The 22,011-nt window shown below is 38.8% G+C and carries 23 protein-coding genes; 20 read left to right on the top strand and 3 right to left on the bottom strand.

Features of this window, described 5'->3' with window-relative positions; genetic code table 11:
- The first annotated feature begins 2 nt into the window (after positions 1-2).
- Positions 3-1,292, top strand: a complete 1,290-nt coding sequence (locus tag H3T46_RS00790) for a cytochrome c (RefSeq protein ID WP_198204685.1) — start codon at positions 3-5, stop codon at positions 1,290-1,292.
- An 18-nt stretch (positions 1,293-1,310) separates the two neighbouring features.
- On the opposite strand, the gene lpxB is transcribed toward H3T46_RS00790, so the two are convergent.
- Together lpxB and hisI are read right to left on the bottom strand one after the other, a co-directional pair.
- On the bottom strand, positions 1,311-2,480 hold the full coding sequence (gene lpxB, locus H3T46_RS00795) for a lipid-A-disaccharide synthase (protein ID WP_198197135.1): 1,170 nt from the start codon (positions 2,478-2,480) through the stop codon (positions 1,311-1,313).
- Positions 2,480-2,887, bottom strand: coding sequence for a phosphoribosyl-AMP cyclohydrolase (gene hisI, locus H3T46_RS00800; protein ID WP_198197136.1), 408 nt, complete (start codon positions 2,885-2,887; stop codon positions 2,480-2,482). The genes lpxB and hisI overlap by 1 nt, the downstream gene beginning before the upstream one ends.
- A 169-nt stretch (positions 2,888-3,056) precedes the next feature.
- Here hisI and H3T46_RS00805 point away from each other — a divergent pair, with 169 nt between their 5' ends.
- From H3T46_RS00805 to leuB, 17 genes are all read left to right on the top strand, one after another.
- Entirely contained in the window at positions 3,057-3,995 is a 939-nt protein-coding gene (locus tag H3T46_RS00805) for a glycosyltransferase family 9 protein (RefSeq protein WP_232349957.1), read from the top strand.
- Positions 3,996-4,024: 29 nt separating this feature from the next.
- The gene (locus H3T46_RS00810; RefSeq protein ID WP_198197137.1) at positions 4,025-5,065 is read left to right on the top strand and encodes a glycosyltransferase; all 1,041 of its coding nucleotides are present in this window, start codon (positions 4,025-4,027) and stop codon (positions 5,063-5,065) included.
- Positions 5,065-6,843 (top strand): asparagine synthase (glutamine-hydrolyzing), encoded by a 1,779-nt coding sequence (asnB, locus tag H3T46_RS00815; RefSeq protein ID WP_198197138.1) that lies wholly within the window; start codon positions 5,065-5,067, stop codon positions 6,841-6,843. Before H3T46_RS00810 ends, asnB begins: the two co-directional genes overlap by 1 nt.
- Before the next feature lie 15 nt (positions 6,844-6,858).
- The gene (locus H3T46_RS00820) at positions 6,859-8,178 is read left to right on the top strand and encodes a dihydroorotase (RefSeq protein WP_198197139.1); all 1,320 of its coding nucleotides are present in this window, start codon (positions 6,859-6,861) and stop codon (positions 8,176-8,178) included.
- A gap of 42 nt (positions 8,179-8,220) precedes the next feature.
- Positions 8,221-8,598: a hypothetical protein gene (locus H3T46_RS00825; RefSeq protein ID WP_198193267.1), complete on the top strand. Its 378-nt coding sequence runs from the start codon at positions 8,221-8,223 to the stop codon at positions 8,596-8,598.
- Between the two features lie 50 nt (positions 8,599-8,648).
- Positions 8,649-9,332 (top strand): tetratricopeptide repeat protein, encoded by a 684-nt coding sequence (locus H3T46_RS00830; RefSeq protein ID WP_155565325.1) that lies wholly within the window; start codon positions 8,649-8,651, stop codon positions 9,330-9,332.
- A 2-nt stretch (positions 9,333-9,334) separates the two neighbouring features.
- On the top strand, positions 9,335-10,711 hold the full coding sequence (locus tag H3T46_RS00835) for a PQQ-binding-like beta-propeller repeat protein (protein WP_198197140.1): 1,377 nt from the start codon (positions 9,335-9,337) through the stop codon (positions 10,709-10,711).
- Positions 10,712-10,729: 18 nt separating this feature from the next.
- Positions 10,730-12,106: a ribosome biogenesis GTPase Der gene (gene der, locus H3T46_RS00840; protein ID WP_232349999.1), complete on the top strand. Its 1,377-nt coding sequence runs from the start codon at positions 10,730-10,732 to the stop codon at positions 12,104-12,106.
- Between the two features lie 145 nt (positions 12,107-12,251).
- Positions 12,252-12,803 (top strand): Spy/CpxP family protein refolding chaperone, encoded by a 552-nt coding sequence (locus H3T46_RS00845; protein ID WP_110438901.1) that lies wholly within the window; start codon positions 12,252-12,254, stop codon positions 12,801-12,803.
- A gap of 197 nt (positions 12,804-13,000) precedes the next feature.
- Positions 13,001-14,389 carry a signal recognition particle protein gene (gene ffh, locus H3T46_RS00850; protein ID WP_198197142.1) on the top strand — a complete coding sequence of 463 codons (1,389 nt, stop codon included), beginning with the start codon at positions 13,001-13,003 and terminating at the stop codon, positions 14,387-14,389.
- Positions 14,390-14,429: 40 nt separating this feature from the next.
- Complete coding sequence (rpsP, locus tag H3T46_RS00855; RefSeq protein ID WP_110438903.1) at positions 14,430-14,789, top strand: 30S ribosomal protein S16; 360 nt, start codon at positions 14,430-14,432, stop codon at positions 14,787-14,789.
- 31 nt (positions 14,790-14,820) lie between these two features.
- Complete coding sequence (gene rimM / locus H3T46_RS00860) at positions 14,821-15,378, top strand: ribosome maturation factor RimM (RefSeq protein WP_198197143.1); 558 nt, start codon at positions 14,821-14,823, stop codon at positions 15,376-15,378.
- On the top strand, positions 15,362-16,075 hold the full coding sequence (gene trmD / locus H3T46_RS00865) for a tRNA (guanosine(37)-N1)-methyltransferase TrmD (protein WP_110438905.1): 714 nt from the start codon (positions 15,362-15,364) through the stop codon (positions 16,073-16,075). Before rimM ends, trmD begins: the two co-directional genes overlap by 17 nt.
- A 27-nt stretch (positions 16,076-16,102) precedes the next feature.
- Positions 16,103-16,489 (top strand): 50S ribosomal protein L19, encoded by a 387-nt coding sequence (gene rplS / locus H3T46_RS00870; RefSeq protein ID WP_110438906.1) that lies wholly within the window; start codon positions 16,103-16,105, stop codon positions 16,487-16,489.
- A gap of 127 nt (positions 16,490-16,616) precedes the next feature.
- Positions 16,617-18,020, top strand: a complete 1,404-nt coding sequence (gene leuC, locus H3T46_RS00875; protein ID WP_198193262.1) for a 3-isopropylmalate dehydratase large subunit — start codon at positions 16,617-16,619, stop codon at positions 18,018-18,020.
- Positions 18,020-18,655, top strand: a complete 636-nt coding sequence (leuD, locus tag H3T46_RS00880; protein ID WP_155569147.1) for a 3-isopropylmalate dehydratase small subunit — start codon at positions 18,020-18,022, stop codon at positions 18,653-18,655. The genes leuC and leuD overlap by 1 nt, the downstream gene beginning before the upstream one ends.
- Positions 18,656-18,971: 316 nt before the next feature.
- A complete protein-coding gene (gene leuB / locus H3T46_RS00885) occupies positions 18,972-20,081 on the top strand; it encodes a 3-isopropylmalate dehydrogenase (RefSeq protein WP_155580312.1) in 1,110 nt (369 codons plus the stop codon).
- A gap of 295 nt (positions 20,082-20,376) precedes the next feature.
- Here leuB and rpsU read toward each other — a convergent pair whose 3' ends face one another.
- Positions 20,377-20,580 (bottom strand): 30S ribosomal protein S21, encoded by a 204-nt coding sequence (gene rpsU, locus H3T46_RS00890; protein ID WP_084440514.1) that lies wholly within the window; start codon positions 20,578-20,580, stop codon positions 20,377-20,379.
- Between the two features lie 164 nt (positions 20,581-20,744).
- On the opposite strand from rpsU, the gene H3T46_RS00895 reads away from it, so the two are divergent.
- Positions 20,745-21,293, top strand: coding sequence for a MarR family winged helix-turn-helix transcriptional regulator (locus tag H3T46_RS00895; RefSeq protein ID WP_196424118.1), 549 nt, complete (start codon positions 20,745-20,747; stop codon positions 21,291-21,293).
- Positions 21,280-22,002 carry a response regulator transcription factor gene (locus tag H3T46_RS00900; protein ID WP_110438910.1) on the top strand — a complete coding sequence of 241 codons (723 nt, stop codon included), beginning with the start codon at positions 21,280-21,282 and terminating at the stop codon, positions 22,000-22,002. Before H3T46_RS00895 ends, H3T46_RS00900 begins: the two co-directional genes overlap by 14 nt.
- Positions 22,003-22,011: the final 9 nt, after the last annotated feature.

A 22,011-nucleotide genomic window follows, 5' to 3' on the forward strand; every position in this document is an offset into this window, starting at 1 on the left:
TCATGATTAAATTCATCAATTCCTTAATTTTTTTTAAGAAAAATTATCGTTTATTCATAATTTTATGTATCAATTTTTCCAGCTCATCATTTGGCATATTGATCGGTCAGGCAGCTGATGTGAAGAAGGATCAAATGGATAAAGGAGAGTATCTTTTTCACGCATCAGGTTGTGAAAGTTGTCATACAGCTGATCATGGACCAAGACTGGCAGGGGGAAAACCTTTTTATATATCCAAACAGGGAACTGTTTATTCTTCAAATATTACCTCAGATGTGAAAACAGGAATTCAGCGTTATACAGATGATGAATTTATAAGTGCATTACAAAAAGGAATTGGTCATAAAGGAAAATATTTGTATCCCATAATGCCCTATACTGCCTATCGTGCCATGAGTCGTGATGAAATATTGGCAATCAGACGTTATCTTGAAAAACAACCTGCCATTGAAAATAAAGTTCCTGATAAAGAAATGGCTTTTCCCTACAATATGCGGTGGGCCATTCGTTTTTGGCAGATCATAAATTATACGGGCAAGCATTTCGAGTATAACAATCAGAAATCACAATCATGGAACCGGGGAAAATTTTTGACTGAAGGACCAGGTCATTGTTCATATTGTCATACTCCTGAAAATTGGTCCAATGGTCGTTTTGTTGTAAAAGATTATGCAGGGGGCGGTCATAAGGGATGGACAGCATATAATATTACCGCTGATGAGGATACGGGAATTGGTTCATGGAGTGACACTGATTTGGAAAAATATTTATCCCGGGGATATGTTTCAGGTCATGGAGCTGCATCCGGTCCCATGGCAGATGTTATAAATACGCAACTATCTTATTTAACACCCCAAGACATTCATGCAATTGTAATTTATCTACGTTCTTTACGTCCCGTGGAAAAGCAACAAGGGGCAGCCAAGATATCTGTTGAAGAATTGGAGGTTACTGAACAAAGTCATAGTCATGGAAGCCATCTTTATTCTTCTGTTTGTTCAAATTGCCATCTGGAAAATGGTCAAGGAAGACAAGGGGAATATGAAAGCCTTTGGGGTTCGAGAACAGCAACGATAACGGGTGGAAATAATCTTGTTAAGGTTATTTTAGAAGGATCCACCCTTAAAGATCCTAAGCTGAGTAATTATATGATGCCTTCTTTCAAGGATGTTTTCAATGATCAGGATATTGCAGATATTGCCAATTATGTTATTTCCCGTTTCGGGGGAAGAAATGGGCATGTAACCGCTGAACAGGTTAGAAAAGAAAGGGCACTGTTAAATAAAGAATAAATAGTGTAAACTAAAATATTATTTATTTTTATTCATTAATTCTAATATCTCTTTAGCTGCTTCATAAGAGGGTGGTTGATGATGTGGTGCTTTTAAAGCGTTTAGAATTTGAATAAAAGCTTCTTTTTGTTTTTGAACCATATTTTTATCATCTAAAAATTCGATAACCTTCTCAGTCAATTTTACGGGATTACAGTTTTCTTGCAAGAGTTCAGGTACAACCTCTTTTTGGGCTAGAAGATTAACCATTGCTACAAAAGGCACCTGAATCATGTGTCTGGCAATCATTGCCGTGATGGGATGAACCCTATAGGTTACGATCATGGGTATATGGGCCAATGCAAGTTCCAAGGTTGTAGTTCCGGATTTTGTCAGGGCGATTTGTGCTGCTGCATAGGCATTATATTTATCCTTTTTTTCATGAATAACCAGTGGTTTTACAGGCCAGTCTTCAATGATTCTTTCAACATAATGTCTGGCGAGCGGAGAGGTGGGTAGCACGGCAATAAGTTCTGGTTTTGTTTGTTTTAATAAAATTAAAGTTTTTTTGAATACAGGCATAAGCTTCGGCAATTCGGACTGACGACTGCCAGGCATTAAAAGTAAAATCGGTTGAAGTGGATCTATATGATGTTCAGAGCGAAAATCATCGGCATTTGCATGATGAATTTCTGTCTCGATAATGGGGTTGCCAACAAATTGGGCTTTTATTCCATGTTTTAAAAAAAAATTTTCTTCGAAAGGAAAGAGGCAAAGAAGTTTTTCCCATAGTCCAGGAAATTTTTTTACTCTATTTTCATGCCATGCCCAAACCTGGGGCGCAACATAATGAACTCTGGGAATTGATAAAGATTGAACTTTTTTTAATAATCGTAAAGAAAAACCGGGACTATCAATTGTTACAATGATATCAGGATGAATTGTTTCAATATGTTTGACAGCTTGGTTAAGGCGTTTTGACAAGGTCCATATTTTCGGAAGGACTTCAACCAATCCCATCACGGCAAGATCCTGCATGGGAAAAAGGATTTTCATTCCCTGTTCTTGCATTCTTGGCCCCCCAACACCTAAAAACTGCAGAACGGGGTTAAAATGACGCAAAGCTTTAATTAGTTTTGCTCCCAATTCATCACCACTGGTTTCACCAGCCAAGATCCATATTATTGGTGGATTTTCTGATTTGTTCATTATTTATGTTTATTTTGATATAATTTTTCAGGATTAATCAAGGGGCGGCTTATTTCCTTGATCGATCCGTTTTGCCATGCATTATAGAAGCAACTTTTACGCCCGGTATGGCATGCCACGCCTTTCTGATCGACAAAAAGCAGCAGTGTGTCGCCATCGCAATCAAAAAGGAAATTCACCAATTTTTGTGTCTGACCTGAAGTCTCACCTTTATGCCATAGTTTTTTACGGCTGCGAGAATAATAACAGACCTGACCAGTGGAAATAGTTTCAATAATTGCTTCCTGATTCATCCATGCCATCATTAAAACTTCTTTACTATCATATTGTTGGGCAATAGCTGGAACCAAACCATCCTGATTGAATTTTATCTTGGCCAATAATTCATTGAAATTGGAACTGTGCATTATAATTTTTTTTCGTTGTTAAAACCATATTGTTAGAATACAGTTTGTTCATTGAGAATATCCATCTTAATTATCATTTAATTAATTCAATGATAAATAGCTTAGAACTAAACTTTTTTAAATTGCCAACATATATTATTTAATTTGGATTGAAAGAATAAGGGTTTGCATGATGGTATCTTCAATCAGGAAAATTCTGTTTATCACCTCTACCCGATTGGGAGACGCCGTAATTTCAACCGGAATACTTGATTATTTGTTACAAACCTATCCACAAGCAAAGTTTACAATTGCTTGCGGACCAGTGGCTGCTGGTCTTTTCGATGCAATGCCAAGGCGTGACAAGACATTGGTAATGAATAAATACCGTTTTGATTTTCATTGGTTATTATTATGGTCACAATGTGTGATGCAATCCTGGGATTTGGTAATTGACCTTCGTGGTTCAGGAATAGGCTATTTTTTAAGAACAAGAAAAAAATGCATTGTACATGGTGGAAGGATTAAGGAACATCGTGTGCGTTATTTGGCCAGGTCATTATCATTGCCCTATACACCTTTACCAGTAGTATGGATTGATGAAAAAAATAAAAAAATGGCTGCAGAAAAATTGCCTGCCAACCATTATATTGCCTTGGCACCAACTGCAAATTGGATTGGCAAGATTTGGCCAATCGAACGGTTTATTCAAGTGGCAAAAAAACTTTTGGTTTTTAATAAAAATTATGAATTCGTTCTTTTTTATGGGCCAGGAAGTCAAGAGTTTAATCTTGTGGATCCATTGAAAAGGAGCAGTTTGCCAGTTATAGATAGTGGTGGTCAAAATACTTTAACAGAAGTTGCCGCTTTATTGTCACGTTGTAAAGGTTTTATAGGTAATGATTCAGGTTTGATGCATTTGGCCGCCGCTTGTCAAATTCCAGTACTTGGTTTGTTTGGACCAAGTAAATTGTCAGAATATGAGCCAGCCGGGAACTATGCCCAAGGATTGTCAGCGTCAGGTGGAAATGGAATGGCAAATATGGAAAACTTAACGGTTGATGAAGTTTATAATGCTTTTCAGAATCTTTTGGAAACCTATAATAAACAAGATAGACAAAATGATTAAAATGTAATTTAGGAATAAGTTTTGTAAATATGAGCAATCCATCAAATTTCCGTATTGCACACATTATGGCGGGAGCGGTTAATGGTGGGGCAGAATTGTTTTTCGAGCGATTATGTATTGCCCAGCATCTTCAAAAATTGTCTGTATTACCTATTATACGGAAAAATTCCGATCGTAAACGGAAATTTACCGAAGTTGGTTTATTCTCCCATGAATTACGATTCGGTGGGTTGTTGGATCTTTCAACGAAGTATGAACTAAAAAGAATTCTAAAGGATTTTTCACCAAGAGTAGCGGTGGCTTGGATGAATAGGGCGGCCTCTTTTATGCCAAGGGGTGATTGGATAAACGTGGGACGTTTAGGCGGGTTTTATGATTTAAAATATTACAGGCAATGTGATCATCTGGTTGGTAATACCAAAGGAATTGTAGAATGGATCAAAAACCAAGGATGGCCGGAAAATCGTGTTCATCATGTTCCCAATTTTGCAAGAACATTTCCCGATGCATGTGCAAGGCGTCCCTCTTATATTCCCAATAACGCACCGTTTTTACTGGCGTTGGGTAGACTGCACGTTAATAAAGGATTTGATATCCTTATAAAGGCGATGCCTAATCTTGCAAATACCCATTTGCTTATAGCTGGTGAAGGCGAAGAGCGTCAGAAGCTTGAAAATTTGGCAAGATTCTTAAAGGTTCAAGATCGTGTCCATATGCCGGGTTGGATTGGGGATATATCAGGTATTATCCAGGCTTGCGATATTCTGGTTTGCTCCTCTCGTCATGAACCTTTGGGTAATATAGTTCTAGAAGGTTTTTCCGCGACTAAACCGGTGGTCGCATTGGCTGCGCAAGGACCTGTGGAATTGATAGACAACGGGAAAAATGGTCTCCTAACCCCTCTGGAAGATGAAACAGCCTTATCAAAGGCTATCGCGTCCTTGACAAATGATGCGACATTATCTCAAAGAATTGCAATTGCAGGACGTCAAAAATTCGAAAGGGAATTTAGTCAGGCGACTGTTTTACAAAAATGGTATGAATTTTTAACGAGAATTGAGAAAATCTGATGTGCGGAATAGCAGGAATTGCCTTGAAGGATGGCCACAGCATTTCTGAACATCAAAAAAAGATCTTATTGGAGGCTTTGTATCACCGGGGTCCTGATGGAAACGGATCATGGGAAAATAGTCATATTGTTTTGTTGCATTCGCGTCTTTCCATTATTGATATAGAAGGGGGAAAACAACCTCTATCCAATGACAATCAACAAGTTTTGATTGCAAATGGTGAAATATATAACAGTCCCGAATTACGCCATCTTTTTAAGAATTATATTTTTAAAACGGGAAGCGATTGTGAGGTAATCCTTCCCTTATGGCAGAAATTTCATGCCGATTATGTGAATTCCCTACGTGGCATGTATGGAGTTGCCATGGTTGACATAGATGAAAAAACGCTTGTTTTAAGCCGTGATCCCTTTGGTATAAAACCTTTATACTATGCTAGTGTAGAACAGGGTGTTGTATTTGCTTCTGAAGCGCAAGCAATTATCAAGGCAGGTTTTGTTAGGCATGATGATATAAATCAGTCTGCAGTCGATACATTGTTACAATTGCAATTCATACCGGGCTATAAAACAATCTATAATAATATTTATCGGATTTTACCTGGTGAAACCCTGATAATCCAAAATGGTGAAATTATTCATCGGCAAACACAGTCTTGTTTTCCAAAAACAAGGTCTATGATTACAGATGAGAAAAAAGCTTTAAATCAGCTTGATAGTCTTTTGGAAGATTCGATTCGTATTCATGAACGTTCTGATGTGCCATTCGGACTTTTTCTATCAAGTGGTATCGATAGCTCAATTATATTGAAAATGATACAGCGTCTGGGACGAATTAATCGTCTTCATGCCTGGACAACCCGTTTTGAGATAAATAATGATTCTGGCTATGTTAAGGATGAAGCATTGCAGGCGGCATTATTGGCAAAGGAAATAGGTATTCAACATCATTGCGTCACCATAAATCAGCAAGATGTTTTCAGACATTTACCTAAAATTATTGCATGTATGGATGATCCTGTTGCCGATTATGCAATTATCCCAACATGGTTTCTTGCAAATGAGGCCAGATCCATAGTTAAGGTTATTTTATCTGGTGAGGGTGGTGATGAATTATTTGCAGGTTATGGACGATATCGTAAAGCAGCAAAATCTGTTTGGCTAGGCGGTAAAAGACTCTATCGCAAGGGTATTTTTGAACGAGACAATTTTTTCCTTCATTCCGTTTCCAGCGAATGGAAAAATTATTTCAGATTACAATATAAATTGCAGGATAAAAATGATTCACGCCTGAAAAATGCTCAAAAAATTGATATGAATGATTGGTTACCCAATGATCTTCTAATCAAGCTTGATCGTTGTCTCATGGCTCATTCTATTGAGGGAAGAGTCCCATTTCTGGATAAAAAAATTGCAGCATTCGCCTTCAATCTTGAAGATCATTTGAAAATAAGAAATGGCCAAGGGAAATGGATATTACGCAAATGGCTTGAATGGCAGTTTCCTCTAGCACAACCTTTTGCCAAAAAATCTGGATTTAGTGTTCCAATTGGTTTGTGGATCGAACAGCACGCCAATAAATTGGCCCAGGCGGTTTTTTGTCAGACAGATATTGGTAACAAAATTTCCTTATCAAATGTGAGATCTTTATTTGAAAAGGCATCTGGACGCAAGGAACGATTTATGGCTTGGAATATTCTATTTTATGCAATATGGCATCAGGTGCATATTGTTGGGAAAAATCCGCTGGGAAATGTTTTAGAAGTTTTAATGGATTGATAAAGGATTTTGCTTGTGCATTACGATCTGATAATTAAAAATGGTAATTGTGTTTTACCATGGGGACAATATGAAACCGGTATTGGTGTAATCAAAGGGCGTATTCAATCCCTGTCTGTTCAATCAAGTGATGCTGCCGAAAAGATTATTGATGCGAAGGGTCTTTATGTTCTTCCAGGTTTGATGGATTGTCATGTGCATTTTCGCGAACCGGGAAATGATATGGTTGAAACAATTGAAACCGGGACAAAAGCGGCAGCGATGGGTGGATTGACCACTGTTTTTGATATGCCCAATACAAATCCTCCCACAGCGGATAAGGAAATGATCATATGGAAACAAGAAAGGGCAAGGGAGACAAGCTGGGTTAATTTTGGATTTTACGTTGGTGCCACAAGGGAAAATACGCAAAACCTATCCAAGCTCGAAACGATGAGAGGAGTGTGTGGTATCAAGGTTTACGCCGGCTCTTCAACCGGTTCCTTAATGGTGGAAGATGATGAAAGTCTTGAAAATATCATGCGGTATGGTCATCGTCGAGTATGTTATCATGCCGAGGATGAATATCGTTTACAGACTAGGAAAAAGTTATTCTGTGAGGGTATGCCTTATGAAAATCATCGTTTGTGGCGTGATGAGGAATGTGCATTTCTTGGAACACGACGTATCATAAAATTAGCCCGTAAAACAGGTCGACCCGCGCATATCTTGCATACAACGACCCAGGAAGAACTTGAATGGTTGGTTGATTATAAAGATATCGCAACCGTTGAAGTGCTAGGAAATCATCTAACCCAAATCGCACCGGAATGTTATGAACGGTTAGGAGGTTTGGCGGTAATGAATCCTCCTATCCGTGATAAAAGACACTATGATGCGTGCTGGAGAGCGATTGAGAATGGTGTGGTTGATATCGTTTCCTCGGATCATGCGCCCCATGATCCAGAAGCCAAGGCAAAACCATGGCTATGCTGTCCATCAGGAATGCTGGGTGTACAGACTCTCGTGCCACTCATGTTGAATCATGTAAATGAGGGACGATTATCGCTTGGTCGTTTGGTCGATTTAATGGCATCTAATCCGGCAAGAATATATGGCATGCCTACAAAAGGACGAATTCAGGTCGGATATGATGCGGATTTCACCCTGGTTGATATGAAAACTAATCGTCGTATCACCAATGACTGGATTGTTTCACCGGCAGGTTGGACACCTTATGATCAAATGGAAGTGAAAGGATGGCCTGTTGCAACAATCGTAAAAGGTAAAATCGTGATGCAGGATAATGAAATTTGTGGGAAACCTGACGGAGATTTGGTAGATTTTCTACCATGAGTCTGCATCATATCTAACTTTATCATCGAAAGGAAATATCCGATGAAAAAATTCATTTTGACCGCTATGATTGGATTTTCTCCAATACCCGGCGTGGCTGCTTTTGCACAGGATTGGACTGCATCCTGTGGCAATGAACCCAAGTCACCAGTGATAAACGTAAGCAATGTTACCAAATACAATGCCAGTGTTGAGCAGTTTAATAATTATAACAAGGCTGTGCATGTGTATTATGGATGTATTTCAAAACAGGCGCATGCAAAACAGGTTGCCATTAGCCAAAAAGCTAAAAATGAAATGGAATCGATCCAAAAAGTTAGCGCTGAAATGAATGCTAGAATTACTGCCAACCTTACTAAAATGCGTGCCACGATTGTCGATGGAAGTAAAAAATTAAAAAATGCAACAGGTGGAAAATAAAAAAACTGCCAAATTCAAGTCATAATAAACGCACAAAGGAGAAACTGTAAGTGTCAGAAGACCTGTTTAAAGAAATAGATGAAGAATTACGGACAGAAAAACTGCATTATTTCATGAGACGTTATGCTAAATTGGCAATAGTTGTTATTATTGCTGGTCTGGCCGTATTTGGTCTTTTACAGTTTAATCATTGGCAAAAGCATAAGAAAATTGTAAATGCATCAAATTCTTATATGCAGGTCATGCAAAAAACAGTACAGTTATCTCCTCAATCCAAAGATGATAAGATGGTTGACCAGATCATTGGTGAATTTAATCATATATCCAATCATTCTCCCCAATCTATACGGGCATTGGCACAATTAAAACAAGCATCATTACTACTGGATCAGGGAAAGCTTAAAGAGGCATCCGCAATTTGGGAAGCTTTGAGATTTGATAAAACTGCATCGCCTGATTTTCGTAATCTGGCTAATTTATTGTGGATTGAAAACCATCTTGATAATGTAGATCCAGGTGAATTACATAATCGTATCAGAGAATTGTTGGATCACAAGACTCCCTGGTATGCTTTGGCACGAGAGTGTGAGGCGATTTTGGATCTCAAAACTGGTAAAGTTATAGAGGCGAAACAGGTTTTTGGACGTTTATCTACGGATATGAATGCCAGTCCAGAACTACGGAAAAGGGCAAATGTGATGTTGCAGGTTATTGCAGCGAATAAAAGGGTTTAACGATGCAAGATATTCTACCTATAAAAAAGAAATTTTCACGTCGATCGATTCTTGCGACAACCGCAACTGGAATGGCCTTGGCAGCTTGCGGGCATAAGGATAATAAACCTGTTATTATTGGTAAACGAATAGACGTTTTTAGTACTGGTGCCGGACTGATGGTCGATCATAGTGACAAAACTCCAATCACTATTCCATCACCAGTTATCGACGAGAAATGGATGCTTGAGGGAAGAACGGCTGATCATGCCTCAATTCACAGTGCGATGGGTGGCGTGCGTAGAATGTGGAGTTGCAGTATCGGATCAGGAAATTCCGAACCAAGCCCTTTATCCTATATTGCGCTGGGATCAAAAGGCCAGGGCATCATCAATACAACTCCGGTTATAGATGGCAATCATTTTTTCACAATGGATGCTGTGGGTAAGGTAACTGCGTTTGATTGGCAATCACGTAAGTTGCTATGGCGGCTAAATCCCAAAAAGAAAAAGTCAAGATCAAGTAATTTGGGAGGTGGTATTGGATTAACCGAGGATGCTTTATATATTGTGGATGGCGTGGCCGAAACTTTGAGGGTGGATCGGGAAACGGGAAAGGTTGTATGGCGTGTGGATGTTGGTACACCTGGTCGTTCCGCACCAACAATCGTAAACCAGTTATTGTTTTTTGGCACCATTGATGGACGGTTATTTTGTTTGGATACAAAAACGGGAAATCAGTTATGGTCCTATAGTACAGGCAGTGTTCAAACAAAATTATTTGGTCAGCCAGCACCAGCCTATTCAGAAGGCATTCTTGTCGCAGGCTTTGGATCAGGAGATTTGATTGCGTTGCGGGCAAATACCGGGGAGCAGATTTGGACTGATACGCTGGGTCGAAATGGTCGTAATGCTTTTGTGGATTTTGCGGCAATCAGTGCGCTTCCTGTAATTGCTGATGGTACGGTATATGCTATAAGTATCGGTTCAATCTTGGTGGCACTGGATTTAAGGTCTGGTCGACGTATTTGGGAACGTGAAGTTTCAGGTCAAAATTCAATGGTTGTTATTGGCGATTGGTTATTTGTTCTTTCCCTTGATCAGCAACTGGCTTGTCTCGACCGTGTAACGGGTCGGGTTCGTTGGGTCACTCAACTGAGACGTTTCAAGAATATGGAAAAATATAAAGATCCCATTGCTTGGTATGGTCCTGTATTGGCAGGCGGACAACTTATCTGTATCAGTGATTTTAACGATATTGGACTGGTAACCTTCAGTCCGGCATCAGGTAAAATAACCAATATTGTTAAAACAGGTATAACTCCCGCTCTAGCTCCGGTGGTTGTAAATGAGCGTTTGCTGATCCTGGGGCAAGATGGTAAATTAACTGCTTTTGGTTAGGAAATAAAATACGTGACATTGGCTAAACACAAATTGCCTGTTATTGTGATCGCGGGTCGTCCTAATGTCGGTAAATCGACATTATTCAATCGGCTGGCGGGAAGACGCTTTGCAATTGTAAGCGATCAGCCGGGGGTGACACGAGATCGGAAATCAGTTGACATTCTTCTAAACGATCGCCCCGTTACCTTAATTGATACGGCTGGATGGGAAGAGGATGATCCCGAAACTGTTCATGGTCGTATGCGTATATCCTCCGAACGGGCGGTTGATATGGCAGATGTGATTCTTTTTTGTGTTGATGCCAGAATGGGTGTAACACCTGTTGATGAACATTTTGCGCAATGGTTGAGAAAACAGGGGCGTAAAATTCTTTTGGTTGTGAATAAGGCCGAAGGTCATTCCGGAAATGTAGCCGCCTTGGAAATGTATAAATTTGGTTTGGGGGAACCCATTCCTGTTTCTGCAGAGCATGGTGAAGGTATCATGGATCTTGTGGACCGGATTGAGGCGGTGCTTCCAATTGAACAGTTCCAGGATAATTCGGCATTAAATATATCATTGGAAAACTCTGAAGATAAACCATTGAGATTGGCAATTGTGGGACGTCCCAATGCCGGCAAATCAACTTTGATCAATCAATTGATAGGGGAGCAGCGTTTAATCACCGGGCCGGAAGCTGGATTAACACGGGATTCAATTTCAGTATCCTTTCACGATGAAAAAGGGGAAATTGAATTGGTTGATACCGCCGGATTGAGGAGAAAAGCCAGAATTGATGAGACACTTGAAAAAATGTCTGTCTCTGCCAGTATTGAAGCCCTTAAAATGGCCGAATTGGTTGTCTTGGTTATTGATGCTGAATTGGGCATTCATGAACAGGATTTACAAATTGCCCGTCTAATTGAAAGAGAAGGACGCTGTTGCGTTATTGCGCTTAATAAGTGGGATATTTTAAAGGATAGGGTGGCCACCCGCCAGACTATAAGAGATAGAATTGAGATGTCGCTTTCACAAATGCATGGCATTCCTATCATTGCTTTTTCAGCTCTTACAGGTCGAGGGGTTCATAAATTAATACCCGCGGTTCGAAAAGCCTATGATGTTTGGAACAAACGTATTCCGACAGGGGAATTGAACCGTTGGTTTGAAGAGGCTATTTTGAGGCATGCCCCTCCCATGATTGATGGACGCAGATTAAAATTACGTTACATCACGCAAGCCAAGGCCCGACCACCAACCTTCATATTATTTGGAACTAGAACTTCAAAACTTCCCCTGGATTATCAGAGATATTTGATGAACGGTTTGCGTGAAATTTTTGATATGCCTGGAACGCCAATCCGTTTGCAATTCAGAGATAGCAAGAATCCATATATTCATGAAAAACAATGAAACTCAAAAAACACATTTTTAAAATTATTTTGTAATAAATATAAAAAATCTTCATACTTTTGCCTAAAACTTTGATAAAATTGAACTAAGTGATAAAAGAGTCCAAACCTTTTATTGCTTTTCAATAAAGAAAGGATGGCTTTTTATGTTTAATAAGAAAATGTTAACCTCTTTGGTTGTTGCCGGCGGTCTAAGCCTTGGCAGTATGGTATCCGCAATGGCCCAACCTGTTGGAATGGCACCTCCACCTCCACCTCCCGGTGGCATATTTGGGCCTGCGGTTGGTCCATTGGGATACATGTTCGAAAATCTTAATCTTAGCGCCGAACAACAGGCAAAAGCCAAGGTAATCGTCGATAGTGCTCGATTAAAGGAAGAAACCACTCGTCAGCAAGTTGAGGCTGTACATAGAGATATGGCAAATGCTTTATTGGCACCTGGTAAAGTAACAAAAGGAAATCTTGATCCATTTGTGGATAAATTGGAAAAACTTCACAGAGAAACTGCTGAAAATCATACCAAGACATTACTTGCCCTTCGTAACATTTTGACACCAGACCAGTTGGTTCAGTTAAAAGCGCGTATCATCAAGATGAAGGACATTCATGGTCAAATGCAGTTATTGCGTGGACAGATGCGTCAAACAGCAACAAATGGAACCGCAGCACCAATGGTTGCGCCTAACCAAGCTCAATAATAATCAATAATTAGCTGAAGCTTTTTATAAGAAGCATGGTGACAGATAGAATTGAACAACATGCTTCTTATTAAACAATTATTCAATTGACAACCAATTAAAAATCAGGTTAATTTTATTTTCTAGATTAAGAAACGTTACCTCACGAAGGCTCGTGCAGTAACGCGTTATTTATTGTGTAAATGTAGGAAAAAAACGTGTTTAACCGTTTATCTGGTAAACTTTCTGGTGTATTTGACGGACTTTCGAAACGGGGGGCATTGTCTCAGGAAGACGTTAATGAGGCTATGCGTGAGATCCGTTTGGCAATGCTTGATGCAGACGTTGCTTTGCCTGTCGTCAAGGAATTTGTTAAAAAGGTTCAGGAAAAATCTGTTGGTCAGGAAGTCTTGCACAATATTTCACCTGGTCAGGCAATTGCCAAAATTGTAAATGATGCATTGATTGATGCATTGGGTGGATCAGGTGCTGTACCTCTTGCATTGAATGCTGCGCCACCTGTTCCTTATTTGATGGTGGGTTTGCAAGGATCTGGTAAAACCACGACTTCGGCAAAGATTGCATATTTCCTAAATCGTCGTGAACGCAAGAAAATATTGCTTGCCAGTTTGGATACCTATCGTCCTGCCGCCCAATTGCAATTGCAGCAATTGGCCAATCAGATACGCATAACTGCATTACCAATTATCGAGGGACAAAATCCATTGCAAATTGCCAAGCGGGCCATGGAGATCGGTCGTTTAGAGGGATATGATATTGTTATCCTGGATACAGCTGGACGTTTGGCGATTGATGATGTTTTGATGCAGGAGGTTCAAAATATCAGAGATGCGGTTCAGCCTGTTGAAACCCTTCTTGTTGTTGATGCTATGACAGGGCAAGATGCGGTTAACACAGCCAAGCATTTCAATGAGAAAGTTGGGATTACGGGTGTTGTTATGACCCGTATGGATGGGGATGCACGAGGTGGTGCCGCATTATCAATGCGGGCAATTACTGGCGCCCCAATCAAGCTGGTTGGTATGGGTGAAAAGGTTGATGCATTACAGGAATTCTATCCCGAACGTGTCGCCAGCCGTATTCTGGGATTGGGAGATATAGCGGGGCTGGTTGAAAAAGCTTCTGAAACTCTCGATACAGAGGAAAATGAACGTCTTGCCAAGAAGATGCTCAAGGGAAAATTTGATTTGAATGATTATTCGACTCAAATTTCACAGATAAATAAAATGGGATCAATTTCCAACATTATGGACATGATCCCAGGTATGGGAAAAGTTAAAGAAAAACTTGGCAATAAAGAGATAGACACCTCGATTCTTAAACGTCATCAGGCCATTATTTCATCAATGACTAAGGCCGAACGCAAAAAGCCTGATATTATTAAGGCATCTCGTAAAAAAAGGATTGCGGCAGGATCGGGGACAACAGTTCAGGAAGTCAATCGGTTGTTAAAACAATATGATCAGATGGCTTCCATGATGAAGCGGTTTAACAAGCTGGGCGTTAAAGGTTTAATGCGACAGGGGTTATCTGCTCTTTTACCTAAAGGAATGACGCCTCCACCTGGTGGTGGGATGATGCGTTAGTTTCTTTCATTAATGGCTAGAATCTGGAGAAAAAGAATCAATGAGCCTTAAAATCCGTTTATCCCGTTCAGGGTCAAAAAAACGTCCATACTATCACATAGTTATTGCTGATAGCCGTTCACCTCGGGATGGACGTTTTATTGAAAAAGTGGGTTCTTATAACCCCATGCTTCCTTCCGATCATGCTGAAAGAGTTCGTTTGTTTAATGAACGGATTAGTTATTGGTTGACAAAAGGGGCACAGGCAACCGATCGTGTTGCACGTTTTTTGGCAAATGCTGGTTTGGCGGAAAAATTTGTCTATAACGAACAGCCTCAGAAGTCTGCGCCGAAGAAAAAGGCCCAGGAACGTGCTGAAGCCGCAGCTAAGAAAAAAGAAGAAGCTGAAGCTGAGGCTTAATTGTTGATTATTGAATAAGGTTGCCCCTTTGATGAAAAAACAGTTGGTTCATGTTGCAACGATCGGGAAACCCCATGGCGTTAACGGGCTGGTAAGGGTTTATTCGTATCTGGAAAAGGCAACAGATCTACAAAATTACAAGGAACTGATTGATAATCATGGGGAGCGCTGGTCTTTAATCTGGAAAAATGAACCAATTGCCATCCTTTATGATGGAAATAAAAATCCTGTTGATTCCAGAACAAATGCCGAACATCTGACAAACCGTAAGTTATACGTAACAAGAGATTCTTTTTCAGATTTGGAAGAAGAGGAATTCTATTTGGTAGATTTAATTGGTTTGCAGGCTCGTGTTCAGAAAATCAATCAGCAAAAGGAAGCGTTTGGTATCATTGATCATGTCCATGATTATGGTGCGGGTACCAGTCTTGAAATCAAACTGGATTCCAAAGAAATCATTATTGTTCCTTTTACAAAGCAATGTGTACCGGTAATTGATCTTGAAGCGGGATGGGTAAAAATCTGTTTACCTCATTTTATTGAGGTTTCACCTAATGAAAGTAATAAGGGAAATGTGTTGGCAGATTGAATTGTTGACTTTATTTCCTGAGATGTTTCCCGGCTTTTTGGAATTTTCCCTGGCGGGCAAAGCATTAAAAGAGGAAAAATGGACTTTGAAAACGCATGATTTGCGTCAGTTTGGTCATGGCAAACATAAGGCTGTTGATGATACGCCGTTTGGTGGTGGGGCAGGAATGGTTATTCGAGTGGATATACTTGATGCTGCCTTACAGGCTACTTTACCGCAGGATGATCGTCCAGTTGTTTATTTTTCGCCGCGAGGACGTGTATTGCAACAAAAAGATATTCTGCGGTTTGTATCAGGGAGTGGTTTATATTGTATTTGTGGTCGCTATGAGGGGATTGATGATCGGATATTTCAAAAATATTCAATAGAGGAGATTTCTATTGGAGACTACATTCTTTCTGGTGGTGAGCCTGCCGCACTTGTTTTAATGGATGCCTGCATACGTCTGTTACCTGGTGTTATGGGATCTGATACCAGTGGGGAAGAAGAAAGTTTTTCTGAAGGTCTTTTGGAATATCCGCATTATACGAAACCTGCCAAGTGGCAGGGATATGACGTGCCCGAGATTTTACTTTCAGGACATCATGGGGCAATTGCTGCATGGCGTCAAGAACAGGCTGAAATGGTGACCAGAATGCGCAGACCAGATTTGTGGGACAGTTACCAGCGTAACAGTAACCTTAAAAATAATGACTGAATTTATATATTGTTAAAGGAAAAGATGATGGATATTATTCAAAAATATGAGGTTGACGAAATTGCTCGTTTAACAGCAGATCGTGCCATTCCTGAATTTTTCCCTGGGGATACAGTACGAGTTGATGTTCGTGTTGTTGAAGGGGAACGTAAACGTGTTCAGGCTTATGAGGGTGTCGTAATTGCACGTTCAAATAAGGGACTAAATAGTAATTTTACCGTTCGTAAAATTTCAAATGGTGAAGGAGTGGAACGTGTATTTCCTCTTTATTCTCCAACAATTTCTGCGATTACGGTTGTCCGTCATGGTCATGTTCGTCGCGCAAAACTATATTATTTGCGTGGTCGTAGCGGTAAGTCAGCCCGTATTGCAGAACGTAATCGCGATGTTAATAAAAAAACAGAATCTGTTTAACAGGTTGAACTGATTTTTTATTTTATATTCTGATAATTTATAAAAATTATCAGAATAAATTATTTTAGTTTCTTGTTATTTTGGATATATAAACTTATTGAATATAAAATTTTAAAAGGATAAAAAAATGAAAGCTCGTACTTTGTTTGATAAGTTGTGGGATAGTCACGTGGTAAAACAACTTCCAAATGGTACGGCACTCCTTTATATTGACCGTCACTTAATTCATGAGGTTACTAGCCCGCAGGCATTTGAAGGGTTACGGTTGGCTGGACGTAAAATTCACAGTCCGGAAGCGATGATGGCAGTTATTGATCACAATGTTCCCACAACAGATCGGGATAAACCGATGGAGGAAGGAGAAAGTCGTCATCAGATAGAAGTTTTAGAGAAAAATGTTAGGGAATTTGGTGTCCCATTCATTCCATTAAAATCTGCCCGTCAGGGGATCGTCCATGTTGTTGGACCCGAGGAAGGGATAACATTACCAGGTATGACTATTGTTTGTGGTGACAGTCATACTTCTACCCATGGTGCATTTGGTTCGCTTGCTTTTGGTATCGGAACTTCAGAAGTTGAACATGTGATGGCAACCCAAACCTTGCTACAGAAACCAGCCAAAAATTTTAAGATTAATATTGAAGGTAAATTAAAACCAGGTGTAAGTGCGAAAGATATTATTCTTGCTGTTATAGGAAGAATTGGTACAGCTGGTGGAACAGAACATGTAATAGAATTTACTGGTTCAGCGGTAAGAAATCTTGATATGGCGGGGCGGATGACCTTGTGCAACATGGCTATTGAAGCTGGTGCCAGAGCCGGGATCATAGCACCTGATGAAGTTACTTTTGAATATATTAAGGGGCGTCCATTTGCACCAAAAGGGAAAAATTTTGATGACGCTGTAGCTTACTGGAAAAGTTTGGTTTCTGATGATGGGGCGCATTATGATAAAGTTGTAGATATAGACGTCAACAATCTTGATCCTATGGTAACATGGGGGACAAGTCCAGAAGATGTGATATCTATTAAAGATAAAGTGCCAGATCCAGAAAAATTGAAGGATGAATCTCAACGTAAAAGAAAAAAACGTATGTTGAACTATATGGATCTGAAAGTTGGTCAACCGATTGCCGGTACAAAAATTGACGCTGTTTTTATAGGCTCTTGTACAAATAGTCGTATAGAAGATTTTCGGGCTGCGGCATATATTCTTAAAGGGCATAAAATTGCAGATCATGTCTGGGGACTGGCTGTACCCGGGTCTGGATTAATTAAGAAACAAGCTGAATCCGAAGGATTGGATAAAATATTCAAAGAGGCAGGTTTTGAATGGCGTGAAGCTGGTTGTTCCATGTGTTTGGCAATGAATCCAGATCGTTTGGAACCAGGACAAAGGTGTGCCTCCACTTCCAATCGTAATTTTGAAGGTCGTCAAGGTCCTGGCAGTAGAACACATTTAGTATCTCCAGCCATGGCTGCCGCTGCTGCAATCAAAGGTGAATTAACGGATGTAAGGGATATGATGTGATGGAAAAATTTGACAGTTTGACAGCAATTGCAGCTCCATTACCCGAAGAAAATATTGATACTGATAAAATAATACCGGCTCGTTTTCTCAAAACGACCAAAAGAAGTGGTTTGGGTAAATTCGCTTTCTATTCTTGGCGTTATGATGATAATGGAAATGAACGAAATGATTTTATACTTAATCGTGACCCGTATCGTCAGGCGAAAATTTTAATCAGTTATGAAAATTTTGGTTGTGGTTCGTCCAGGGAACATGCGCCTTGGGCTTTGCTTGATTTTGGAATACGATGTGTAATTGCACCTTCCTTTGCGGATATTTTTTTTAATAATGCATTTAAAAACGGAATATTGCCGATAAAGGTGTCCAGGGAAATTTGTGAACAATTGGTTGAGGATACCAAAATGGGAGCAAATGCTCGTATAACGGTTGATTTAGTACATCAAGAAATTATACGACCTGATGGTGAAAAAATTAAATTTGAAATTGACCCATTACGCCGTCAATTGCTTTTGGAAGGTTTGGATGATATTGGTCAAACCATGCAACATGTTGAATCAATTAAAAATTTTGAAAAAAACAGAAAGGAAAAGCAACCCTGGTTTCCTGAGATAATAATTGATGAACATAATATATAATTAATTCTATTCATAAATGGTTCATTTATTTAACTGAGCCATTTTTTATATTTAATTAATCACAAAACTAGGCATTAGTCTTTAAATTGAATTATTTTATAAGAAAATATATTTGTCTAAAATTAATTATACAATTTTTTTGCAAACTCATTCTTAACAATAAAAACCAATGTATAAATCAGGTCAAAAATTATTTTTTCAAAATTAAAGCTTTTTTAATTAGGTTATGTAATAGATAATTACATTTTCTTTGTTAAAACTAATAAAGTTAAAAAAAACAATATTTTTAATTATTTTTATTATTGCGAGAATTTTTATGACAAAAGAAAAAAAAATTTTGGTTTTGCCAGGGGACGGGATTGGTCCAGAAATCATGGAACAGGCTGTAAAAGTACTTGAGTGGGCAGATAAAAACTCGACGTTATCTTTCAAGCTTGAATATGAAGTGGTTGGAGGTGCATCCATAGATCAAAATGGAATACCATTAACTCAAAAGGTTATTGAAAAAGCAAAAAAAGCTGATGCGGTTCTTTTTGGAGCTGTGGGTGGACCGAAGTGGAATAATATTGATTTTAATAATCGACCTGAATTAGGGATTATTGGTTTACGTAAAGAACTTGGCTTATTTGCCAATTTACGTTCAGCGATTGTTTTTGATTCTCTGATTGAGGCCAGTTCAGTTAAACCTGAGATCATTAAGGGTTTGGATTTAATGATTGTTCGCGAAAGCACAGGAGGCGTTTATTTTGGTTCTCCCAGAGGAATTGAAACATTACCTGACGGAACTCGTAAGGGAATCAATACAGAAGTTTATACAAGTAAAGAAATCGAAAGAATTGCCCGTGTAGCTTTTGAGTTGGCTCGTCAACGCCAAAATCATGTTTGTTCTGTTGATAAATGTAATGTGATGGAAAGCGGTCTTTTATGGAAGGAAGTGGTGACAGAGATTCACCAAAAAGAGTATCCAGATGTCAATTTATCTCATATGTTAGCAGATAATTGTGCAATGCAATTGGTCCGTCAACCCTCACAATTTGATGTTATTCTGACCAGCAATCTTTTTGGGGATATTCTGTCAGATTTGGCTGCAATGCTGACGGGAAGTTTGGGTATGTTGCCTTCAGCTACACTAGGGGAGAAACAGTCAAATGGGGTTATTCCAGCATTGTATGAACCAATTCATGGCAGTGCTCCAGACATAGCTGGACAAGGAAAAGCCAACCCCTTGGCACAAATTCTTTCTTTGGCGATGATGTTGAAATATTCATTTAATGAACAACAAAATTCACGGAAAATCGTAAATGCATGTAAATTGGTATTAAACCAAAATTATCGTACACCGGATATTATGAGTATGGGAAAAAAAGAGGTAAACACGCAAGAGATGGGAAAACTTATTCTTGATCATTTAAATGGAAAAAATTAAAAATATTGAATATAAAGTTTTTAACATAACTTTTGAAAAATTATTATTCATTGGATGAATAAGATCAATTACAACGATATGTAAGGTTATGTTCAGCATAGGAAATGCTGGTAATCAACATTATCAATATAATATTTTGGGCAAATTTAATTCGTATCTAATATTATTTGCTCAATTTAGATTAATGGATTTTTGGTGATAAGAACTGACATTGTAAAATGTAAATTTACTTTAGAATATATCTTATAAAAGAAATATCATTTAATTTCTTTTATAAGAATAAAACTTTTGTGGATTAAAAACCTTCACGTTCCAAACGTTTACGTTCCATTTTACGTGCACGTCTTACAGCTTCTGCAGCCTCACGGGCACGTCGCTCAGAGGGTTTTTCATAATGGCGACGAAGTTTCATTTCACGGAAAATTCCCTCGCGTTGCATTTTCTTTTTTAAAGCTTTCAAAGCTTGATCAACATTATTGTCTCTAACCAAAACCTGCACTTGGTCATCATCTCCTGTTAAAGTTAAAAGTTAAGTAGTAAGGTATATAGTGTATATCAATGTTTATAATTGTTATAAGTTTACCGCAAACATACTCTATTTTATTTAAAAAGAAAATAGATTATTATTGTCTCACGGTTTTCAACTTATATAAAGTTTTTTATTTGTCTCGTTCTATAAATTTTGATTTACCTTTATACAAAGCTGGTGAAGAGTTATTATTTCTGCATGAAGATAAAATTCGATTTATGCAGGATATATTTTTTTTTATCCATCATGAAGCCATGTCTATCGTTGAACCAATATTAGATGAATATAGAATTGGGTTGGCTCATTTTCGATTGATGCAATTTATCTGTCATTATCCTGGGATTTCGGTAGGTGAGCTATGTTCAATGCTTGGAATTACAAAACAAAGTTTGAATCGCGTATTAAGAGAGACGCTTGAACAAGATTTTGTCTATTTTCAGCAAACTCCAACAGATCGCAGGAAAAAAGTGTTATTCTTGACAAAAAAAGGGAAAAAACTAGAGGAGGAACTTTTTAGTCTTCAACGCAAACAATTTGTTCGCGCTTTTAGAGAGGTTTCCAATAATACATATATAGAAGGATTCCAGCGTATATTATATGGTATGATCAGTAAAAAATCCAAAAAAATGCTAGAAAATCTTACCATTAGTAAAATCAAAGATAAAAATAATGTCGGAAAATAACAAATCACCAAACGAAAAAGATATTTTACATATTTTAGTTATCGATGATGATCCGCGTTTACGCCGGTTGTTACAGCGTTATTTAAGTGAAAATGGTTTCCGGATCAGTGGAGCAGAATCGGCATATGAGGCACGTCAAATGTTAAAGTTTTTGCAACCTGATGCATTGGTACTGGATGTTACAATGCCAGGTGAGGATGGTTTGCAATTGACACATTCCCTTCGGGAGGAAGGCAAGGATATGCCGATCATCCTTTTGACAGCCAGGGGAGAACCGGAAGATCGCATAGCTGGATTGGAAGCTGGTGCAGATGATTATTTAGGAAAACCTTTCGAACCCAAAGAGTTGTTGCTTCGGCTGAAAATTCAGTTTCGTCGATTGACGCAACCCATTGCAGCGGAAAATATACGTTTAATTCGTCTTGGAAATATGGAGTTTGACCCTGTTCGAAATTTGTTATGCGATAAAAATGGCATTATTCATTTAACAGGGGGGGAGATAGCCTTGTTAAGGGTATTGGCGGCGCAACCTAATGAGATTTTATCCCGTGAGGAAATCGTTCAAAAAATTGGAATGGAGGAAATTGGTGAGCGTGCTGTTGATGTTCAAGTAACAAGGTTACGAAGACGTATTGAGACGGACCCTCGACAACCGCAATTTTTACATACCGTAAGGGGTAAAGGGTATGTTTTAAAACCTGGATATTAAAAAATTAAT

The organism is Commensalibacter sp. M0133 (genome assembly GCF_016101485.1).
Taxonomy (GTDB): Bacteria; Pseudomonadota; Alphaproteobacteria; order Acetobacterales; family Acetobacteraceae; genus Commensalibacter; species Commensalibacter melissae.